17 protein-coding genes are annotated in these 16,600 nt (G+C 50.0%); 12 read left to right on the top strand and 5 right to left on the bottom strand.

Annotated features, from left to right (window positions below; translation table 11 throughout):
* Positions 1–64 precede the first annotated feature (64 nt).
* The 5 genes from ACWHYD_RS08055 to ACWHYD_RS08035 all read right to left on the bottom strand — a co-directional run bounded on the left by ACWHYD_RS08055 (position 65) and on the right by ACWHYD_RS08035 (position 5,365).
* Positions 65–1,027, bottom strand: a complete 963-nt coding sequence (locus ACWHYD_RS08055; protein ID WP_447965387.1) for a magnesium transporter CorA family protein — start codon at positions 1,025–1,027, stop codon at positions 65–67.
* A gap of 249 nt (positions 1,028–1,276) precedes the next feature.
* The gene (locus tag ACWHYD_RS08050) at positions 1,277–1,690 is read right to left on the bottom strand and encodes a hypothetical protein (RefSeq protein WP_447965386.1); all 414 of its coding nucleotides are present in this window, start codon (positions 1,688–1,690) and stop codon (positions 1,277–1,279) included.
* Positions 1,691–1,740: 50 nt separating this feature from the next.
* On the bottom strand, positions 1,741–2,502 hold the full coding sequence (locus ACWHYD_RS08045; RefSeq protein ID WP_447965385.1) for a ParA family protein: 762 nt from the start codon (positions 2,500–2,502) through the stop codon (positions 1,741–1,743).
* A gap of 130 nt (positions 2,503–2,632) precedes the next feature.
* Positions 2,633–3,901: a TolC family protein gene (locus ACWHYD_RS08040; RefSeq protein WP_447965384.1), complete on the bottom strand. Its 1,269-nt coding sequence runs from the start codon at positions 3,899–3,901 to the stop codon at positions 2,633–2,635.
* A gap of 111 nt (positions 3,902–4,012) precedes the next feature.
* Positions 4,013–5,365: a TolC family protein gene (locus ACWHYD_RS08035; RefSeq protein WP_447965383.1), complete on the bottom strand. Its 1,353-nt coding sequence runs from the start codon at positions 5,363–5,365 to the stop codon at positions 4,013–4,015.
* Positions 5,366–5,834: 469 nt separating this feature from the next.
* Here ACWHYD_RS08035 and ACWHYD_RS08030 point away from each other — a divergent pair, with 469 nt between their 5' ends.
* The 12 genes from ACWHYD_RS08030 (at position 5,835) to ACWHYD_RS07975 (ending at position 15,672) form a co-directional block, all read left to right on the top strand.
* Complete coding sequence (locus ACWHYD_RS08030; RefSeq protein WP_447965382.1) at positions 5,835–6,545, top strand: DUF3313 domain-containing protein; 711 nt, start codon at positions 5,835–5,837, stop codon at positions 6,543–6,545.
* A 648-nt stretch (positions 6,546–7,193) separates the two neighbouring features.
* Complete coding sequence (locus ACWHYD_RS08025) at positions 7,194–8,183, top strand: sodium:calcium antiporter (RefSeq protein ID WP_447965381.1); 990 nt, start codon at positions 7,194–7,196, stop codon at positions 8,181–8,183.
* A 152-nt stretch (positions 8,184–8,335) separates the two neighbouring features.
* Complete coding sequence (cax, locus tag ACWHYD_RS08020) at positions 8,336–9,403, top strand: calcium/proton exchanger (protein ID WP_447965380.1); 1,068 nt, start codon at positions 8,336–8,338, stop codon at positions 9,401–9,403.
* 12 nt (positions 9,404–9,415) lie between these two features.
* Positions 9,416–10,138 (top strand): hypothetical protein, encoded by a 723-nt coding sequence (locus tag ACWHYD_RS08015; RefSeq protein ID WP_447965379.1) that lies wholly within the window; start codon positions 9,416–9,418, stop codon positions 10,136–10,138.
* Between the two features lie 189 nt (positions 10,139–10,327).
* Entirely contained in the window at positions 10,328–10,567 is a 240-nt protein-coding gene (locus ACWHYD_RS08010) for a DUF5132 domain-containing protein (protein WP_447965378.1), read from the top strand.
* A 19-nt stretch (positions 10,568–10,586) separates the two neighbouring features.
* Positions 10,587–10,889 carry a hypothetical protein gene (locus ACWHYD_RS08005; protein ID WP_447965377.1) on the top strand — a complete coding sequence of 101 codons (303 nt, stop codon included), beginning with the start codon at positions 10,587–10,589 and terminating at the stop codon, positions 10,887–10,889.
* 42 nt (positions 10,890–10,931) lie between these two features.
* Positions 10,932–11,297 (top strand): HMA2 domain-containing protein, encoded by a 366-nt coding sequence (locus tag ACWHYD_RS08000; protein WP_447965376.1) that lies wholly within the window; start codon positions 10,932–10,934, stop codon positions 11,295–11,297.
* A gap of 152 nt (positions 11,298–11,449) precedes the next feature.
* Positions 11,450–14,053 carry a heavy metal translocating P-type ATPase gene (locus ACWHYD_RS07995; protein WP_447965375.1) on the top strand — a complete coding sequence of 868 codons (2,604 nt, stop codon included), beginning with the start codon at positions 11,450–11,452 and terminating at the stop codon, positions 14,051–14,053.
* Positions 14,054–14,157: 104 nt separating this feature from the next.
* Positions 14,158–14,397 (top strand): DUF5132 domain-containing protein, encoded by a 240-nt coding sequence (locus ACWHYD_RS07990; RefSeq protein ID WP_447965374.1) that lies wholly within the window; start codon positions 14,158–14,160, stop codon positions 14,395–14,397.
* Between the two features lie 63 nt (positions 14,398–14,460).
* The gene (locus ACWHYD_RS07985) at positions 14,461–14,676 is read left to right on the top strand and encodes a hypothetical protein (RefSeq protein ID WP_447965373.1); all 216 of its coding nucleotides are present in this window, start codon (positions 14,461–14,463) and stop codon (positions 14,674–14,676) included.
* Between the two features lie 138 nt (positions 14,677–14,814).
* On the top strand, positions 14,815–15,150 hold the full coding sequence (locus ACWHYD_RS07980) for a hypothetical protein (RefSeq protein WP_447965372.1): 336 nt from the start codon (positions 14,815–14,817) through the stop codon (positions 15,148–15,150).
* Between the two features lie 327 nt (positions 15,151–15,477).
* Positions 15,478–15,672: a hypothetical protein gene (locus ACWHYD_RS07975; protein ID WP_447965371.1), complete on the top strand. Its 195-nt coding sequence runs from the start codon at positions 15,478–15,480 to the stop codon at positions 15,670–15,672.
* Positions 15,673–16,600: the final 928 nt, after the last annotated feature.

The raw sequence follows: 16,600 nt of genomic DNA, 5'->3' as shown, positions 1-16,600 counted from the left end.
CATTGGGAATGAAAAGGCCTCCCAACCACTCTTTCAAGAATGTCACGCCAATGGAAAGGGGCCTTTAATGAAACCAGCCCCGTACATAAAAAAATATTCCCAATCCCCCACCCAGCAAAACCATGAAACCGAGAATGATAAAGTAGCCGTAGTGCATCTGAAGTTCGGGCATATTTGTGAAGTTCATGCCGTAAATACCGGCAATAAGGGTGAGTGGCATAAAAATGGCCGAAATGACTGTCAGGACTTGAAGACGATTGTTGGTGCTATTCTGCAGCGACAAATTGTAGTATTGAGATAAACCCTGTAGCCTTCCCTCCAGACGTTCCAACCAACGCTGCATTTGCATTAATTCGTTCATGGCCTCTTTAAAATACAATCGCACGTCATGCAATTCCAATAGAGGGGATTTCAACGTGAGTAAGCCTCCCAAGAAAATGAGACGATCTTCAGTCGTTGATTGGAGACGACTAACCTGATTGGTCAGATTCTGAATATCATTGAGTACTTCGGTGTTAAGACACTGATCAAAGTTATTTGACAATTCCCCGATCGATTGTCGAGTTTGCTGATACAATTCGATATCACGATTAATGACCAATAACAGGATATGGAGAAGAAGGTCCGTGATGGCAGTGGTTCCGATCCCTCCGAACCGGTCGATCCTCGCGAAAATTTGTTCCAGGGGCAAGGGCATTCCATTGTGGAGAATAATGAGGGTTTCTCGCACACAGATCATCGAAATATAGAGATCCTTAAAATCATGAATGGCCGGGCGTGGGTATCGAAGAAACAAGGCGTTCAAGAATGTTTCAACACAGACACCGTCGGCTTGGGATTCGATCTTGTCCAGCAGAGCGCCTTCCAGATTCAGGGGGGAAAGGAGTTCACGCAGATCTTTGGTAACATCTGGGTAATCCACATCCAATAAACGGACGATTCCATCCTCAAGCCATGATGCCGTAGGTCTTTCCTCGGTGAGTTGAAGCAAACCCTTTTCTTGGAGTCGGAAGCAATGGATTTTCATGAGGAGCACCTTCCGATGCTGATGAATCTTATCAAAGACCTTGGAAGTCCAAGATCACGGTGAAGTTGATCCTGTTTAAAGCAGAACGCATAAAAATGGGGGATGTGTGTGTGACTAAACTGCCCATGACCTTAAGCAGGTTTCTCAGGGGAATTTCAAAAAGGTCCGGCAAGATTCTTCTTGAGGAAAACCAGAAAAGGCACCCGCCCCTTTTACCCGGCATAGAGGTGTCATCTGACTGAATCGGATCTAGCCCAAAAAGGCTAAAAGGACAAAGGGCGCGAGAATCAATCCCAATGCCCACTTCAGACAAAGGTTTTCCTCTTCGAGTTCAACAAGGCGTTCCGATAAATGACCGGTCGCCGGATGCATCTCAATTCTTACTTGAGGTGCTGCTGCAGGAACCGCTTGGGAGCTCTTGAAATTCCCTTTTAGACCCTCATCCTTTGAAACCAGATGAAGGAATCTCACCTCTTTTTTGTCATGTTGCACGCGATCGGGCACAGAATGCTGACCGGCGGTTTTGCCTGCAATTCCTTGTTTTCGCGATTCCTGAAGCGCGAATTGGTCCGGACCTTCCTGTTGACCAGGTATCGCAGCTCCCAATGGATTCGGAATGATCTCATCCAGTGGATTTGTTCCAATTGTACGTCGTTTCGTCATACGCGACCTCTCCTAAAAAAAAAAGGGTACCTTGAATACTTCCCAATCAGTCACACCCGTTCCTGCCTGATTACCTCTTTTGCCAAAGCCCGATAGTCTTTTGCGCCATTCCCCTGTGGATCATACAATGTCACGGGTTTCCCGAATGATGGACATTCCGCCAACCGAATACTTTCTCTGACGACCACTTTAAACACTTGCTTTTTAAAACGCTCACGGAGTTGGGCCACCACTTCTAATGCATGCCGCGTGCGAGCATCGACCCGGCAGGCTAGAATCCCGGAAATGGCTAAAGCCGAGTTTAACCTGACACGAATCGTCTCCACCGTTTGAAGCAGATGAGCCAATCCACGCAAGGCCATCACATGTGTCTCTACGGGAATGAGAATTTCTTTGGCGGCTACCAACGCATTGATGGTCACAATGCCAAGCGTGGGAGAACAATCAAGAAGAATATAATCCCATTGATCAGACAGATCAGCGAGATGACGATTGAGAATCATCTCTGCCCCGACTTCCCCGGCCAACGCCTTATCGACCCCCACCAGCCAGGATGAAGAGGGGATCATGTCAACCCGAGGCACACAGGTCGATTGAATGAGATCCTTGAGATTTTTGGATTCCGTAAAGGCCTCGAAGAGCCCCTTTCCCTCTTCGGAAATCCCATACCAGTTGGAGGCTGAGGCCTGGGGATCGAGGTCCACCAGCAGAACTCGACGCTTGAGTTCGCCAAGTGTCGCGGCAAGATTTACGGCGGTTGTCGTCTTCCCGCTTCCGCCCTTTTGATTGGTGATGGCAATGATGCGACCCATAGCTTGAGAAAGGGAATGCCCCTGTTATTGGATCAGGAAACGGTCAGTGGAACATAAAAAAGACATGGACGAGTTTCAGCAAAGCCGGCTAAAAAGTCAAGGAGAACTGGGATTGGTCACTCCATCCTACTCAGCTAATGGTTTGTCCGGCCGCACTTTCGAGGAGAAGGATATCACGTTGATACTGGTAGAGAGCATCAAGGTATGCCTCTTGAATATCGTTTCTCATCTGATGGGCATCAAGAAAGGACAGAATTTCGCTATTCCCGGCTTCGTAAGATTTCTTCACGGTATCGAACAGGGACTGAGCGGCATTCAACGCCCTGGCCCGGTAGGCTTCCACTAACCGACGACTTTGGACCAGATGACGATGTGCCAAGTCAACTTGAGCATGCGCCTCATTGAGCGTCTGCTGCAAATCGGCCTCGGCGATTTGAACGACGGTGGCAGCTTCCTGTATGCCGCCCTGATTCCGGTCGAACACGGGAAGGGGCATACCCACGTTGAAGGTCCATTGCTGTTGGTTGTCAGGTCCCCTGGATCCCTGGACCATGAACCCGAGGTTCACCGTCACATCCGGGTATTGAATGGCGAAAGCAAGCTTCAATTCGGCGCGACGCTTCGCGTACAAAAGACGCTTGGCTCGAACGTCCGGTCGTGTCTCTTCAACCCGTGTTTTCAATGCATTCATATCAGGGGCGATCGACTGGAACGTGAGGTCCGTTGTGAGGTCCAATTTAGTTTCGGGGGAGAGGGATAAGAGCAAGAGGAGGTCGGCGGTGTCGGAATCAATTCGCTGAACATCACGGATTAACTCATATTGTGCATCCACCATTTGAAGTTTGAGCCGGGTAAGGTCTTTGTAGTTGCCCATCCCTTGTAACTCATCCGTCATTTTTTCCACCACACGAGAGAGGAGATCACGAGTCTCTTGATCGAAAGCCAAATGACGACGTGCGACCTGAACACGGTAATACGCATCCTTCAGGGCGAAACTGAGCTGTCGAAGCGAGTCCTCAAATCCGGCTTCGGCTGATTGCATGCCGAACTCCGCACTTTCAATACGGAACCCGCGTTTGCCCGCCACGACAAACTGTTGGCTCAGGACGGAGCTAATCGCTCCACAATCAGAGAGTTCGCAATTTTGGGTGTAGGAACTCAGGGTATTGATAGAAAATTCCGGGTTCGGAAAGAGGCCGGCGGTAATTCGTTTGGCCTTGGCGGTATCAATGCCATATTTGGTTTGAAGAAGATCCAGATTTTGACGGAGAAACAAGACAATCGCATCATCCAGACTCAGAGGCTGGACTGCGGGCTTCTGTTCTGCAGGCCTGTCTTCCTGTTTTCCCGCCATGACGCTGCCAACGCTTCCCAACCCCAGCCAGCCAAGAAAGCCCATGATGATGCATGCCTTCAGGAAGAACCGAATCACCGGCACTGGTTTTGCGGGGTCGCGAACGCGTGAAAAAGGACAAAAGGAAGATTGGGAACACATCATAGGCCGGGATCTTTAGCTGACTGGCTGAGCAGCCGCACTCTCAAGAAGCAGAATATCGCGTTGATATTCATAGAGTGCGTTGATGTATGCCTTATCAATATCAATTTTTGCCTGAAAGGCATCGAGCAAATGCAGAATCGTCGTCTTTCCCGAATGGAAGTCCTGCTCCACCCTATTGAACAAGGCTTCGCTGGCCTCGAAGGCACCCGCGCGGTAGGTCTCGACCAGCAGACGGCTTTGGCCTAAATGCCGATAGACCGTGTTTATTTGGTGATGAACTTCATTCACGGTCTTGCGCAGGTCGGCTTCTGCAATATGCACTGTGGCGGCTGCTTCCTTGATGCCTCCCTGATTTCTGTCGAACACGGGAATAGGCATGCCCAAATTGATGGTCCATTGTTGCTGGTTGTCAGGTCCTTGAGGTCCCTGGACATTGTACCCGAGGTCCACCGTTACATCCGGGTACTGGTTGGCTATCGCCAGCTTCGATTCTGAACGCCGCTTGGCCAAGAGCAGACGCTTGGCGCGAAGATCCGGTCTGGCATCCTCGACGCGCTTCTTCAGAGCCACAATATCGGGGGCGATCGGCTCGAACGTCAGATCCGTCGTCAGTTCTAATTCCGTTTCCGGTGAGAGGGCCAAGAGCAGGAGGAGATCGGATCGGTCCGAATCAATCTGTTGAATATCCCGGATAATATTAGCATGTGTTTTAACCGCTCGAATTTGAAGGCGGATTAAATCCTCCGGATTTTGTGTCTTTGCCAATGTACCACCTAGTTTCTCGATAGCACGGTTGATCCGGCTGGACCTCTGTTCATCATCCTCCAGAAGGCGATGCCCCACTTGAACCCGATAATAGGCATCCTTCACGGCAAAACTGAGTTGTCTAAGCGTATCTTCGAATCCGGCTTCGGCTGATTGCGTCCCGAACTCCGCACTTTCAACACGGAATCCGCGTTTACCCGCCACCAGAAACAGTTGACTGATCACGGGCATAATTCCTCCGCATTTACTCAGGTTACAATCCTGGGTGTACGCGCTGAGGGTATTGATGGAGAGTTCGGGATTCGGGAAGAGGCCGGCGGTAATTCGTTTGGCCTTGGCGGTATCAATGCCATATTTGGTTTGAAGAAGATCCAGATTTTGACGGAGAAACAAGGCAATCGCATCATCCAAACTCAGACGCAGCACCGTGGAATTCTGCTTCTTCAAGCTCTCCTCCCCTGTTGCAGCCACCGCTGGATTCAGACTCAAGACCCCCGCGACGATCATCACCATCGTGAGAAACCATGTCTCCCCGCACCATGTCCATCCCCGAGTATCTCTCACCGGATAGGGATAGGGTGTAGCCCAACCTCTGGTCATGCGTTTCCTCCCTCCTGACAACTCACCAAGCAAAAGATCCGTTCTCGTGCCTGCACCACGCTTCCCCCGTGCGCGTCGACGCGCGACAGGACAGACATGCGAGGGCAGATTTCACGGGCAGGCTAACCCGGGCTGTCGTTCTGGTCCAACCCAATATCCCCATAGCTACATGGCGAAATACATGGCGCCAGCATAGCTCAAATATTCGGTCCGTTGCCACATGCCATAGACCCAAGAGGACTTTCTTTACTGCCAACATTTCTTTTGCGTCCGCTGTAATTATTGACCGAGACTCCCGGATTAACACGTTGGCCATTCAGAGGCTTGGTAGCGACGTACATTGAACGACATGAACCCTACGTTCTCTGAATGTACTTATTTGGGATGTTTCCCTGAAATTGCTAAGGTAGTGTTCTTCTTAACTGTACAACGTACTAATTTTCCTTACACATAAAGGAGAAATACTTTCATGAAGATGAATATTCATCGCACAACCCTGATGTTGGTCATCTTTCTTTTCCTTTTACAGGGATGCGCGGCCACGCAACAACGACGAGACGTAGTCAAAACCGGTTTTCTGAGTGCGAGTGAACAATCCATGCTCACAGAAGGGAAGGGTGACCACGAGGCCCTGCTTCGCTACATCAACCCAGATGCAGACTGGCGTTCCTACGACAGGATAATTCTTGATTCCGTGGAGGTCTGGAAAGACAAAGAAACGAAAGATGTCTCTCCCGAGAATCTTCAAATGCTGACCGATTTTGCCTATAGCCACCTCCATGAGGCCTTGACCAAAGACTATGCCATTGTGGGCCTACCCGGACCTGGCGTCATGCGTGCAACCTTTGCCATTACCGAAGCGGAGGCTTCAAGTCCGGGGGCGGATGTGGTGACGTCGATTATTCCTCAAACCAGAATCCTGACCGGCGTCAAAGGCCTGGTCGTGGGCGGCAAGCCGGGCTTTGTGGGAACGGCCGGTATGGAGGTCAAGATTACTGACGCCCAGACCGGAAAGATTCTGGCGATGGCCGTCGACCGGCGCGGGGGGACCAAAGATCTCAGCGGAATGACCAACGAATGGAATGATGTGGAGAAAGCTTACATCTATTGGGCGGCCGCTTCTCGCTATCGGTTGTGCATGCTGCGCGGTGAATCGAATTGTGTAATACCTGAAGCATAGAAGATACCGGCATACCGACCGAGTCGAAGTTGGGCGGAACCTTGCGAAGAGTCGGAAAAACTAGCGTTGTTCGTCTTAGGTGCAGGGTGCCTTCAGGTCGATAAGGTTGTGCAACGCTCGGACTTTCCTACTTCATTGATCCCAGAGTAAGAAACACATGCAGTTGTCAGACACCGTCGGAAACAATTGAGATTTCACCAGCACTGACAGAACACCCTGGCTCATATCTCCGGAGATGGAGCTTGCCCTGTAGTCATTGGCAGGTATTCATCCTGTTGCCGTCATACCCGCGGTTTCAGGCGGGTACCCATCCAAAGGAAAGCCTAGATACCAAAGGTTGTCGGGAATGACGAAGAAGAGAGATCACGATTTACCCGAAAGAACAGTAAAAGGTCTTCCATTTTCGACACTCAACATGATCCCCTTTCATGAGATGCTGTCTGGGAGTTCATGCCTCAGATTTTCAGGCATAAAAATTCATGGAAATTTTTTTGTCCTGGAAACACTTGCCACTCCCCACGCACTTTTGTTATCTATCATCCCTTTTTTGTCATTGAAAAATTGAATTATTTATAGTCGCGGACGGACCTTTACTCCTACCGTTTTCTCCCCTTACACATAATCCGAATATCGTTTCCGCGTTGAATCATGAACATTATTTTTTATGTGGGTGGTTTCCTATGCGCGGTATTGATCATCCTTTGGGGTTGTTCCGTTTTTACCAATGCTGTTGAGTGGCTGGGGAAACGGACCAGCACTTCAGAAGGTGCCGTGGGTAGCATTTATGCGGCGTTGGGTACGACTCTACCGGAAACGGCCATTCCTGTTAGTGCATTCTTTTTAACTGCGGGTGCTCCCAAAACAAATGTGGGAATGGGCGCGATTCTTGGTGCTCCCTTCACCCAGAGTACGCTGATTTTGCCAATCCTGGCGATCCTGCTTTTGGTGTTCTCTCGATACGGCAGACGTCCACCAACCTTTAAGCTGAATGTCCTAGCGGTACGAACCGATTTGCGTTGTTTCCTCCTGGCATTTAGTTTGGGAATTGGTTGCGCCTTTCTCCCTTATCGCTGGCTGCACCTGATTGGCGCAGTATTTTTAATTGGTCTGTATGTTTACTATGTCGTAAAAAAGCTTTCCGGTCAGTCCGGTGGAGATTTCAATCCCGTTCCCCTGATTTTTGCACGAAAGACCACACTCCCTTCTTACGGTATCATTCTTTTACAAGGAATGGTTGGCGTCACAACCTTGATTTTAGGCTCTCAAATCTTCGTGTACGTGGCGGAGAATCTCGCATCGACCTTAGCGGTCTCACCACTTCTTCTCACCTTATTAATTGCCCCACTGGCCACGGAGTTGCCGGAATTAGCCAATAGTGTGCTCTGGCTCCAACACCGAAAAGATACCCTCGCGATTAGTATTATCACCGGGGCCATGGTGTTTCAGGGGACCATTCCTGTGGCCATAGGACTGGTGGGGACCGACTGGAACCTGGACTCTCAAGCTCTGACGCCAATGATATTGTCGCTCCTGGCTATGGGCGTATGTTATGTCCATTTGAAATGGCTTGGACATTGGCGGCCATGGCTGTTGAGCGGAAGCGCCATACTCTATTTCGGATTCCTTTTCTCTTTGTGAGTTGGAGGTCCATTACATCCCGCCCTCAAGGAGGTTTCAATTCTCGCTCGCGAAAATACTTTTATACAGACAGGTAATGAATAGTGTGGTAGGTATTAAGTACACTGCCGAAATTTCGGGTTCCCTTAACCACTTCAATATAGAGGGCAACGATGGGACTTAATTTACTCCTGGTCTTCATCCCCATTGCAATAGGACTGGACTGGTATGAAGCCAACCCCATTCTCGTCTTCATCGTCTCGGGCCTCGCCATTGTGCCCTTAGCCGGGTTGATGGGGCGATCGACGGAAAACCTGTCGGTCTACATCGGGGCCACCCTGGGAGGATTACTCGCTGCCACAATGGGAAATGCCCCGGAATTGATTATTTCGATCTTTGCCTTGAAAGCGGGGCTGTACGATGTGGTCAAAGCCTCAATCACGGGATCCATTTTGGGAAACCTGTTGCTCGGCATGGGGCTTGCGATACTCCTCGGGGGTCTTCGCCATAAACAACAAAAATTCAATGCGACGGCGGCCGGGATGAGTTCGGGACTCTTAACCCTCGCAGGTGTCGGACTCATCGTCCCTGCTCTGTTTCATTTCACTTCCAAACAGGAAACAGAACTCAGTACCGAAATCGCCGTTGTGCTCTTCATCGCCTACCTCCTAAGCCTGGTATTTACCCTGAAAACTCATCAGCATTTATTTCGCACGGAAGCCGAAGAACCGATCGAAGGGAGCGCACCACAAAAAGAGGAAGAAAAAGAAGAGGTATGGAGTAAAAACAAAGCCATTGGAATGTTGGCCGCCGTGACAGTGGGCATTGCCTTCATGAGCGAAATATTAACCGGAGCGATTGAACCCGCCGCCGCAGGCATCGGCCTTACCCCCATCTTTGCCGGTGTGATTTTTCTGGCCGTATTCGGGAATGCGGCAGAGCTAATGAACTCGGTGCGGTTCGCCAGGAATAATCAAATGGATCTGGTCATGGGCATTGCCGTCGGGGCGAGTATTCAGGTGGTGATGTTTGTGGCGCCGATGCTCGTTTTCGTCAGTTACCTTCTCGGCCCTAAACCCTTGGATTTGCTTTTCGTGCCATTTGAAATTGCGGCCATTGTCATCGCGATTCTCGTCAACGGGAACCTCACCAAAGATGGCGAATCCCACTGGATGGAAGGCGTGATGTTATTGGGGGTTTATGTAATTTTGGGCATTGGATTTTTCTTTCTCCCGATGTAGCCAGGCAAATCCATGGCAAGCTTTAACACAGTCCTCTCCACACACTTTCCGAAGGCGATACCACAAGGGGATTTTGTCAAACGCTCTTATGATCTCTTGCAGGCTGAAGGCTTCCGGGCTGAAAACACCATTGCCTTCGTCAGCCTGTGCCGGGATGAGCTGACATTGCCCTTCGTCGAGGACGTGAAAAAAACCTGGGGAGAAGCCTTTATTTTTTCCAGTCTTGGCGGCATGCTCTTTCTGGGAAAGACCGGATTTTTAGCCGCGCAACACCATGCGCCGAATGAAGATGGGCGTGAACGCTATGTGTATTTTGCCCTGCCGCACATCGGCGTGGATACACAAGGCGAAATTGGTCGCCATGATCGTCCCGGGCGTTTGCAACCGTCCCATGCCTGCGGGGCATTGCACGGATTCCAAGCTGAACTGGCCAATCGGTGCGTCTCTTTGGGAATCGATCTTGATGACATCGAACAAAGCCTGCTGAAGCAACATCTCTTTCGCAAACTCACCTACGGTGACATTCCGGACCTCCTGAGTCTGACGAAAACCGCGTATGCTGTCATTCTTGAGGAACTTGAAAGAATGATCCAATTAACCGTTGATCCCGTGCAGAATGACTATGCAGTTCTCACGGGCATCCAAATTCATGGGCCCCAGGGCATGGAGTATATCTGGCCTGGAGAGACCTACTGGGTTCGCGACGGAAATCGACATACCATTGTTTTGGAGTAGAGTGAATGCGCCAGGCAAACACCTAAGTGCTAATACCTTAGTGACGAATTTGGAATATGGAATGTGTAATTCCCTGAAAACCTCACCTATTTCATGAAAAATCCCTTGCAAAAAATTTGATTTTAATTTAGAAGTAATCGCTGCGTGGAAAAGGTGTGAATAACCATTTCTTGAAGGAGGGTTTGACAAATGGAAGCTGTAATTGGCGGTGCGGTTGTTGGAGCAGTGGTAGGAGTAGCAGCCCCGTCCCTTCTGTCCGGTTTCGGTGGAGTATTTCGTCCTTTAATTAAGGAAGTTTTAAAGGGAGGCATTGTGGCCTATGCCGCCGTTTCGGAAATGGTTGCTGAGACCGGGGAACAATTCAATGACATTGTCGCTGAAGCAAAAGCAGAAATTGCTAAACCAGCAAAAGCCAAATCCTCAAAATGAAGCAGAAATAGGTTAGACCATGTCTCAGCCAGATAAAGAAGATTCTGCCTCAACGGACAACCCGCAATCCGAGGACGGTTCCACCGGAATTTCCGGTGCATTTCGCCCATTAGTCAAAGAGCTTGTCAAAGCCGGCCTTGTGGCTTTCGACACAGTCTCCGAGAAGACTTCAATGGTGACGAAACAATTCAATGAACTTTTGGAAGAGGCACGCTCGGAAACTCTCAAAACACCCTCCCCTGACAGTACCCAGGGAGGAACGAATAAAAAAGCCAGGGGAAGTAAAACCGGGAAAGCGAAGTATGGCCCGGGGAAAAGCTGATGCCAACCGACAAAAGGGACAAAAGGCCAAGGATGAAAAGAGATGAATCAGGAGAGTGATGCTCAGATTGTTCATGCCCTGCCCGGTCGGGTGCGTCTTAAGCTTCACCGGCTGAAAAACAACATTGCGAATGCTGCTGAAATTCAACGCGACCTTCTTGAAATGTCGGGAATGAAACATGTGGCGGCGAATACCCAAACAAGCAGCCTCCTCATTGAATACGATCAAAATATTGTAGAAGTCCTAGGCCTCCATTCTTCTGTTGCGTCCTTCTTAGGCTTACCTCTCTCCAATGTAAAAACACCGTCAGGAAAAGTTCCCGCTCAGAAAAGCACACGACATCCTCAAAAACAGCGCGAACAGACAAGGCAAAAGCATCCAAAAAGGCTTTACCAAAGAAGCCTTTAAAGAAAACACGAGGCAAATCCTAGATCTAACAATAGTGGGTATACCAACCCGGTTGATTCATCCCACGAGATGAAAAGCGACTGAAAAATTGCGTCCGGATTTCAATTGGTTTCCCTTTTATTTCTCATCTCTTCTGCAAAGGATTTATCATAATGAGCACCCCCTCGGCTTCCATCGTCCATGCTCTCCCCGGCCGTCTTCGATTAAAATTGTCGGGATTTGAACAACACATTGACTCCGGAGAGGGGATCGATCTCAAACTGTCCAGACTGGACGGGGTGGATGAAGTTTCGAAAAATCCAGCGACAGGGCACCTCATTCTTCACTATGACCAATATCAGGCTACCAATCCGAAGTTCTTTCGCATGATCGCGAAAACCCTTGGAGTTTCACCCAAGGATATTTGCATCGACAATTTCAACACAGCATTAGGGGAAGCAGAGCATGACGAGAGGAACGGGAATGGCGTGGAGCCAGCTTCCAACAGAAAACCTGTGACATTACCTGCCACAATGCCCAACATCCTGGCCTCCATTGAGGTCGTCCACTCACTTCCAGAGCGAGTGCGTCTTCGTGTCCCTGCCTTGCAGATTCGTGCCCAGCTTGCCGATGCCCTCCCTATCTTTTTACAGGACCAGGAAGGCATTCAGGAAGTCAGTGTTAACTCCAGCTGCTCGAGCGTCACGGTGACCTTTGACTCGATCACGTGGAATGGAGAAAAGTTATGTCACTTTCTCCGGGGCTTTCGGCATGAAGAGATTGAGGCTTACCAGCCCAAACAGGTCATGCAAGAACAGGAAGAGAATGCCGTCGATGAGGAATCTGGCCCGGAACTGTGGTATTCAAGCACCGGAATTGCCATCGCTCTGTTCGTTGAACCCCTAGCTGCTATCGCTGTTCCCGCCTTCCTCCTGGCTGCCGCACTGCCGATGCTCAAACGGGCCTACCATTCCGTCGCGGTTGAGGGGAAACTCAATGTGGATGTTCTCGATGCCTCTGCGACCGCTCTGATGTCGATACAAGGCGCCTTTCCCATGGCGACCGGTATGGTCTTTTTAATCAATGTGGCGGACTATATTCGTGACCTGACGGTGTTACAGTCCAAAAAGGCGATCGAAGAAGTTCTGGCCTACCAGAAGACCCGGGCTTGGGTCATTCGGGACGGTCAAACAATTCAGATTCCTGTCAGCGAGATTCAACGCGGAGAAACCGTGGTGGTCTTTCCCGGGGAACGGATTTCCATAGACGGGACTGTCCAATCGGGTAAAGCCCTGGTGGATCAGGCGACCTTAACCGGCGAATCCATGCCGGTCGAAAAAAATACCGGCGATCCGGTCTATGCCGCTACAGTCCTCCGTGAAGGGGAACTGTACATTCAGGCTGAGCAAATCGGCGATGAAACAGAGGCCGCTCGAATTGTGCGGTTGGTGGAGGGCGCTCCCGCCAGAGAGACCAAAATTCAAAACTATGCCGTGAAATGGGCCAATGACCTGGTCCCCTATAGTTTTGGTCTAGGTGCGGTCGGAGCCGTGATTGGCGGAGGTATTCCCGGCGCAGCCGCGGTGTTGATTGTGGACTATGGAACGGGAATCAGAATCGCGGCTCCCACGACAGTCCTGTGTTCCATGACCAAGGCGATCCGCCATGGCATTTTGATTAAAGGCGGGCGCCATATGGAAAATCTGGCTGAGGTTGATGCCGTGGTCTTTGATAAAACGGGCACCCTCACCATGGGACACCCCGACGTGGTGGACATTTGCCCACTTGGCTCATTCTCAGCAGATGAAGTCCTGAGTCTGGCCGCGGCTGCGGAGAATCGATTGACACATCCTGTGGCCCAGGCGATTGTCAGGGCAGCGCAGGAACGCGGGCTGATCATCTCGGAGCGAACCACCTCGGACTACACACTGGGACTGGGTGTTGAATCGATAGTGGACGGTCGAATCGTGCTGGTTGGGAATCACCGGTATATGACCGGACAACGCATTCCTCTTTCGAAAAAGATCAAAAAGCAAATCAGTGAATTGGAAGACCGTGCCGTTTCTCCCCTCTGTGTAGCCGTGGACGGGAAACTGGCAGGCTTGTTGTCCTACACCGACCCTATCAGGCCAGAGGCCGCTGAGGTAATTCACGCTCTCAAGGAACGCGGAATTAAAGAAATCGTCATGCTCACAGGGGATCATGAAAAAGTCGCGAAACGGGTGGCCATGGATTTAGGGATTGACCGCTACATTGCCGAAGTCTTCCCCGGCCATAAAGCGGATGTGGTGAAGGACCTTCAGCGACAGGGATACAAGGTGGCGGTCGTAGGAGATGGAATTAACGACTCACCGGCCCTTGCCTTTGCCGATGTCGGAATTGCCGTGGAGGGGGGAACCCAGGTGGCTCAGGATACGGCCCATGTGACCTTGTTACATGGAGGCCTGTGGAAAATTCCCGCAGCCATTGATATTAGCCGCGAAGCCATCAGCTTGATCCATCAGAACTGGAAAATAATTTCTATCCCCAATACCGTTGCACTGGGATTGGCCTGTATTGGAATTCTCGGACCCATCGGTGCCACCCTACTCAGTAATGGTTCAGCCATCATTGCCACCTTGAATGGCCTTCGACCTATTATGGGGAAGCCTGCCGAACCGCCACGGACCATACGGGTTCTGGAATCACAGGTTATAAAAAGCGACAGTTGGGAAAATGAGACAGCAGAAGAACGTCAGCCGGTTTCCGAGAAAGAACTCATAGAGCTTTCCGCGTAAGGCAAGGGATTCAGACCTGAGGAATGTACCTGGTTTTTGTCAGCTTGGCCGGGTTCAGCCTTCAGGATACAACGCAAATTCATTCAAGAAGGGAGTAAGAATTCATGTTACCAATCATTGGTGGTATAGTCGTTGGTGCGATTGCAGCGGTAGCAGCCCCATCACTTATTTCGACAGTTACTTCGGGGGTGCGGTCCATGGCCAAGGAAGCCATGAAAGGGGGAATTGCAGCCTATTCAGCGGTATCAGAATATGTTTCTGAGTCCGGGGAACAATTTCAAGATCTTGTCGCTGAGGCCAAATCTGAAGTCAATCAGGAAAAGAAAACAACCGTTAAAGATTAGATTGTTCCAAACTGGAATAAAGAAAGACACCTAATACAGAATTTCAAAAAGGAGGAGGATGCCATGGAGACAGGTGTGGCGGGTTTGGTCTGGGGTGCAATTGGATTCGTGGCTACGGCTGCGGTGGGGTACTTTTCACCCTATATTATTTCCGGTCTTCAGCAAAGTGTTCGTCCTGTCATAAAAGGAATCGTCAAGGGAGGGTTGATTGTGGAAGCCACCTATTCCGACCTAGTCAGTGAGGCTCAGGCGGAATTAACACATTCATCGTCATCATAATACTATTCCATTCCTATAGATCGAAACCAGTGATTTTCAGGTTTGGATTCTTCGCAGAATTTTACAACCCTCCATGTTTCCGTTAGAATTTACTTGTAGCTTTGAACCAAGAATTCTTTCATTTATAAGGATGTCTATATGCCAAAACGCGCAGCCAGGACAGCAGACCCGGAATCATTAGCTGACTCACTCGCCTCAAGTGGCAAGGAGGCTTTAGGAGGGCTGGAGGGAGGAATTACCTACCTCACCGGTGGGATTTGGGAACTCTTTCACGAACACCCCAATGTCGGTGGGACCTTAACCGGAGGGGTAGGACTGGCTGCGGCCATGACCTTTGGGGTCGGAGAAATAGCGGGAGCGATGGTCGCCGGCTATCTTGGTTACCGAATATTCGCCTATGGGGAATCGTTTACCGAGGCCATTGAAAAGACCATCCAGTTCAGGGAAGGCAAACTGACAAAAAAGGACCTCTAACAATCCATCAATTCGGTGTGAGTACCAAACACTATTGGCCATGCCAGTCAGGTTTCAGACCTTTACCGTACCCATTTCCAGGTTCTTCAATCTCAAGTTTCCCCTACCCTTCATTCGTGGTGACCTTGCTGATCGATATTCTATTTCATTTTTTAAATATTTCATGATGATATTCAATGTCGGTTGGCGATGCCCCCTCAAGAATGAGGGGGTTTACATAGAATCATGGCAATAGGCTGCAGAGCATTCAGAACCATTCAAAGGAGCCCCAGGAGTGGGATTCACCAATGAGTTGGAAAGTGTGCTATTCTTGAGAAGAAAAATTATTTGAATTATTTTCTCGGTGGATCGGATTGCGTGCGGGAACGGCATCACCCCAAAAAAGGAGGAGTGAACGTGAAAAAGAAATTTTATAACTTTATGGGTTGGTTTTCGTTAATCGTGGGTGCAGTCTTGTTTATCATTCCAGGATTGCCTGGAACGCCGATTCTGCTTCTTTCCAAATACTTCTTCTCCATCTAAAGTGAAAGAACGCAGGATTTTGTATCTGAAAGGCCATAGACGGTTAAACCAGACGAATTCAAAGGAAGGATGCCATGTCTTTTCTGTGTGAAATGCTCGCGTCATTCTTGGGAGTGCTTGCGGCTTTTTGGGTCTTAGGCGCCTTAGCCGTTTAGGTATTTGGCTTACACATCCAAGGGTCGCAAAAATCCAGAGCCCCATGCCTTTGGTATGGGGCTTTTTTTTGATTGGGACTGTTGAATATTGTAAAAAATTTTTCCTATTTATTCGCTTCTGACTCACCGAGGCTTACCAGAGAAAAATAGCGGAGTGTTCAAAACTTGTCCTGAGCCGGGCCGAAGGATTACCGCAGCCGCCTGGACGAGCGGAGCATACGGAGGAGCACGTGAGCACGGTCTAGGGACGACCTGCCTGCACGCTTGCGCATCGAAGCCTGCTTCAGCGCGTAAACGCGAGGCCGCTTTCAACTTTCATAGCGACTTCGGCCAAAGAGGCCCAGCGAAGGCAGGGAAAGCCGCTGGCCTGCCTCCCGAAGCTCCGGCGAAGGGACGACCGCATTTTTCGGATCATACCGAATGTATGGTTCTAGCTCTTTCATCTTGGACCTTGAATCATCGCTTCCAGGGTCCGACGCCTGCCGCCCGGCCATCTGGATGGATGCTCCGACCATCCGGCGAGCCTTGTTTGAGCGCAGCGAGTTGGCTCGCCCTCTCGTAACTTGCGTCCATCTCATTTCATGAGGTCGGGTGGGGCGTCACTGGTTTTGGCTACTTTTGCCGAAACAAAAGTGGCTCAGCGGCCGGGCCGAAACCCGGCAATACAGAAAAGCACGGTGATACGGGAGTTCGGGAAAAAGAAGCGCCTGATTAAACATGATCGTATCGTAAGGCCACAACTATGTATTCTGTATGATCCCATTTTTCAACAT

Source organism: Nitrospira sp. Ecomares 2.1, from assembly GCF_965152585.1.
This window is presented reverse-complemented; position numbering and strand designations above follow the sequence as displayed.

Coding starts and splice junctions, on each gene's coding strand:
- ACWHYD_RS08055 (WP_447965387.1), bottom strand. CDS start 1,027: ATGAAAATCCATTGCTTCCGACTCCAAGAAAAGGGTTTGCTTCAACTC.
- ACWHYD_RS08025 (WP_447965381.1), top strand. CDS start 7,194: ATGAACATTATTTTTTATGTGGGTGGTTTCCTATGCGCGGTATTGATC.
- ACWHYD_RS08040 (WP_447965384.1), bottom strand. CDS start 3,901: ATGGGCTTTCTTGGCTGGCTGGGGTTGGGAAGCGTTGGCAGCGTCATG.
- ACWHYD_RS08050 (WP_447965386.1), bottom strand. CDS start 1,690: ATGACGAAACGACGTACAATTGGAACAAATCCACTGGATGAGATCATT.
- ACWHYD_RS07980 (WP_447965372.1), top strand. CDS start 14,815: ATGCCAAAACGCGCAGCCAGGACAGCAGACCCGGAATCATTAGCTGAC.
- ACWHYD_RS07985 (WP_447965373.1), top strand. CDS start 14,461: ATGGAGACAGGTGTGGCGGGTTTGGTCTGGGGTGCAATTGGATTCGTG.
- ACWHYD_RS08045 (WP_447965385.1), bottom strand. CDS start 2,502: ATGGGTCGCATCATTGCCATCACCAATCAAAAGGGCGGAAGCGGGAAG.
- ACWHYD_RS07995 (WP_447965375.1), top strand. CDS start 11,450: ATGAGCACCCCCTCGGCTTCCATCGTCCATGCTCTCCCCGGCCGTCTT.
- ACWHYD_RS08035 (WP_447965383.1), bottom strand. CDS start 5,365: ATGACCAGAGGTTGGGCTACACCCTATCCCTATCCGGTGAGAGATACT.
- cax (WP_447965380.1), top strand. CDS start 8,336: ATGGGACTTAATTTACTCCTGGTCTTCATCCCCATTGCAATAGGACTG.
- ACWHYD_RS07990 (WP_447965374.1), top strand. CDS start 14,158: ATGTTACCAATCATTGGTGGTATAGTCGTTGGTGCGATTGCAGCGGTA.
- ACWHYD_RS08005 (WP_447965377.1), top strand. CDS start 10,587: ATGTCTCAGCCAGATAAAGAAGATTCTGCCTCAACGGACAACCCGCAA.
- ACWHYD_RS08015 (WP_447965379.1), top strand. CDS start 9,416: ATGGCAAGCTTTAACACAGTCCTCTCCACACACTTTCCGAAGGCGATA.
- ACWHYD_RS08000 (WP_447965376.1), top strand. CDS start 10,932: ATGAATCAGGAGAGTGATGCTCAGATTGTTCATGCCCTGCCCGGTCGG.
- ACWHYD_RS08010 (WP_447965378.1), top strand. CDS start 10,328: ATGGAAGCTGTAATTGGCGGTGCGGTTGTTGGAGCAGTGGTAGGAGTA.
- ACWHYD_RS08030 (WP_447965382.1), top strand. CDS start 5,835: ATGAAGATGAATATTCATCGCACAACCCTGATGTTGGTCATCTTTCTT.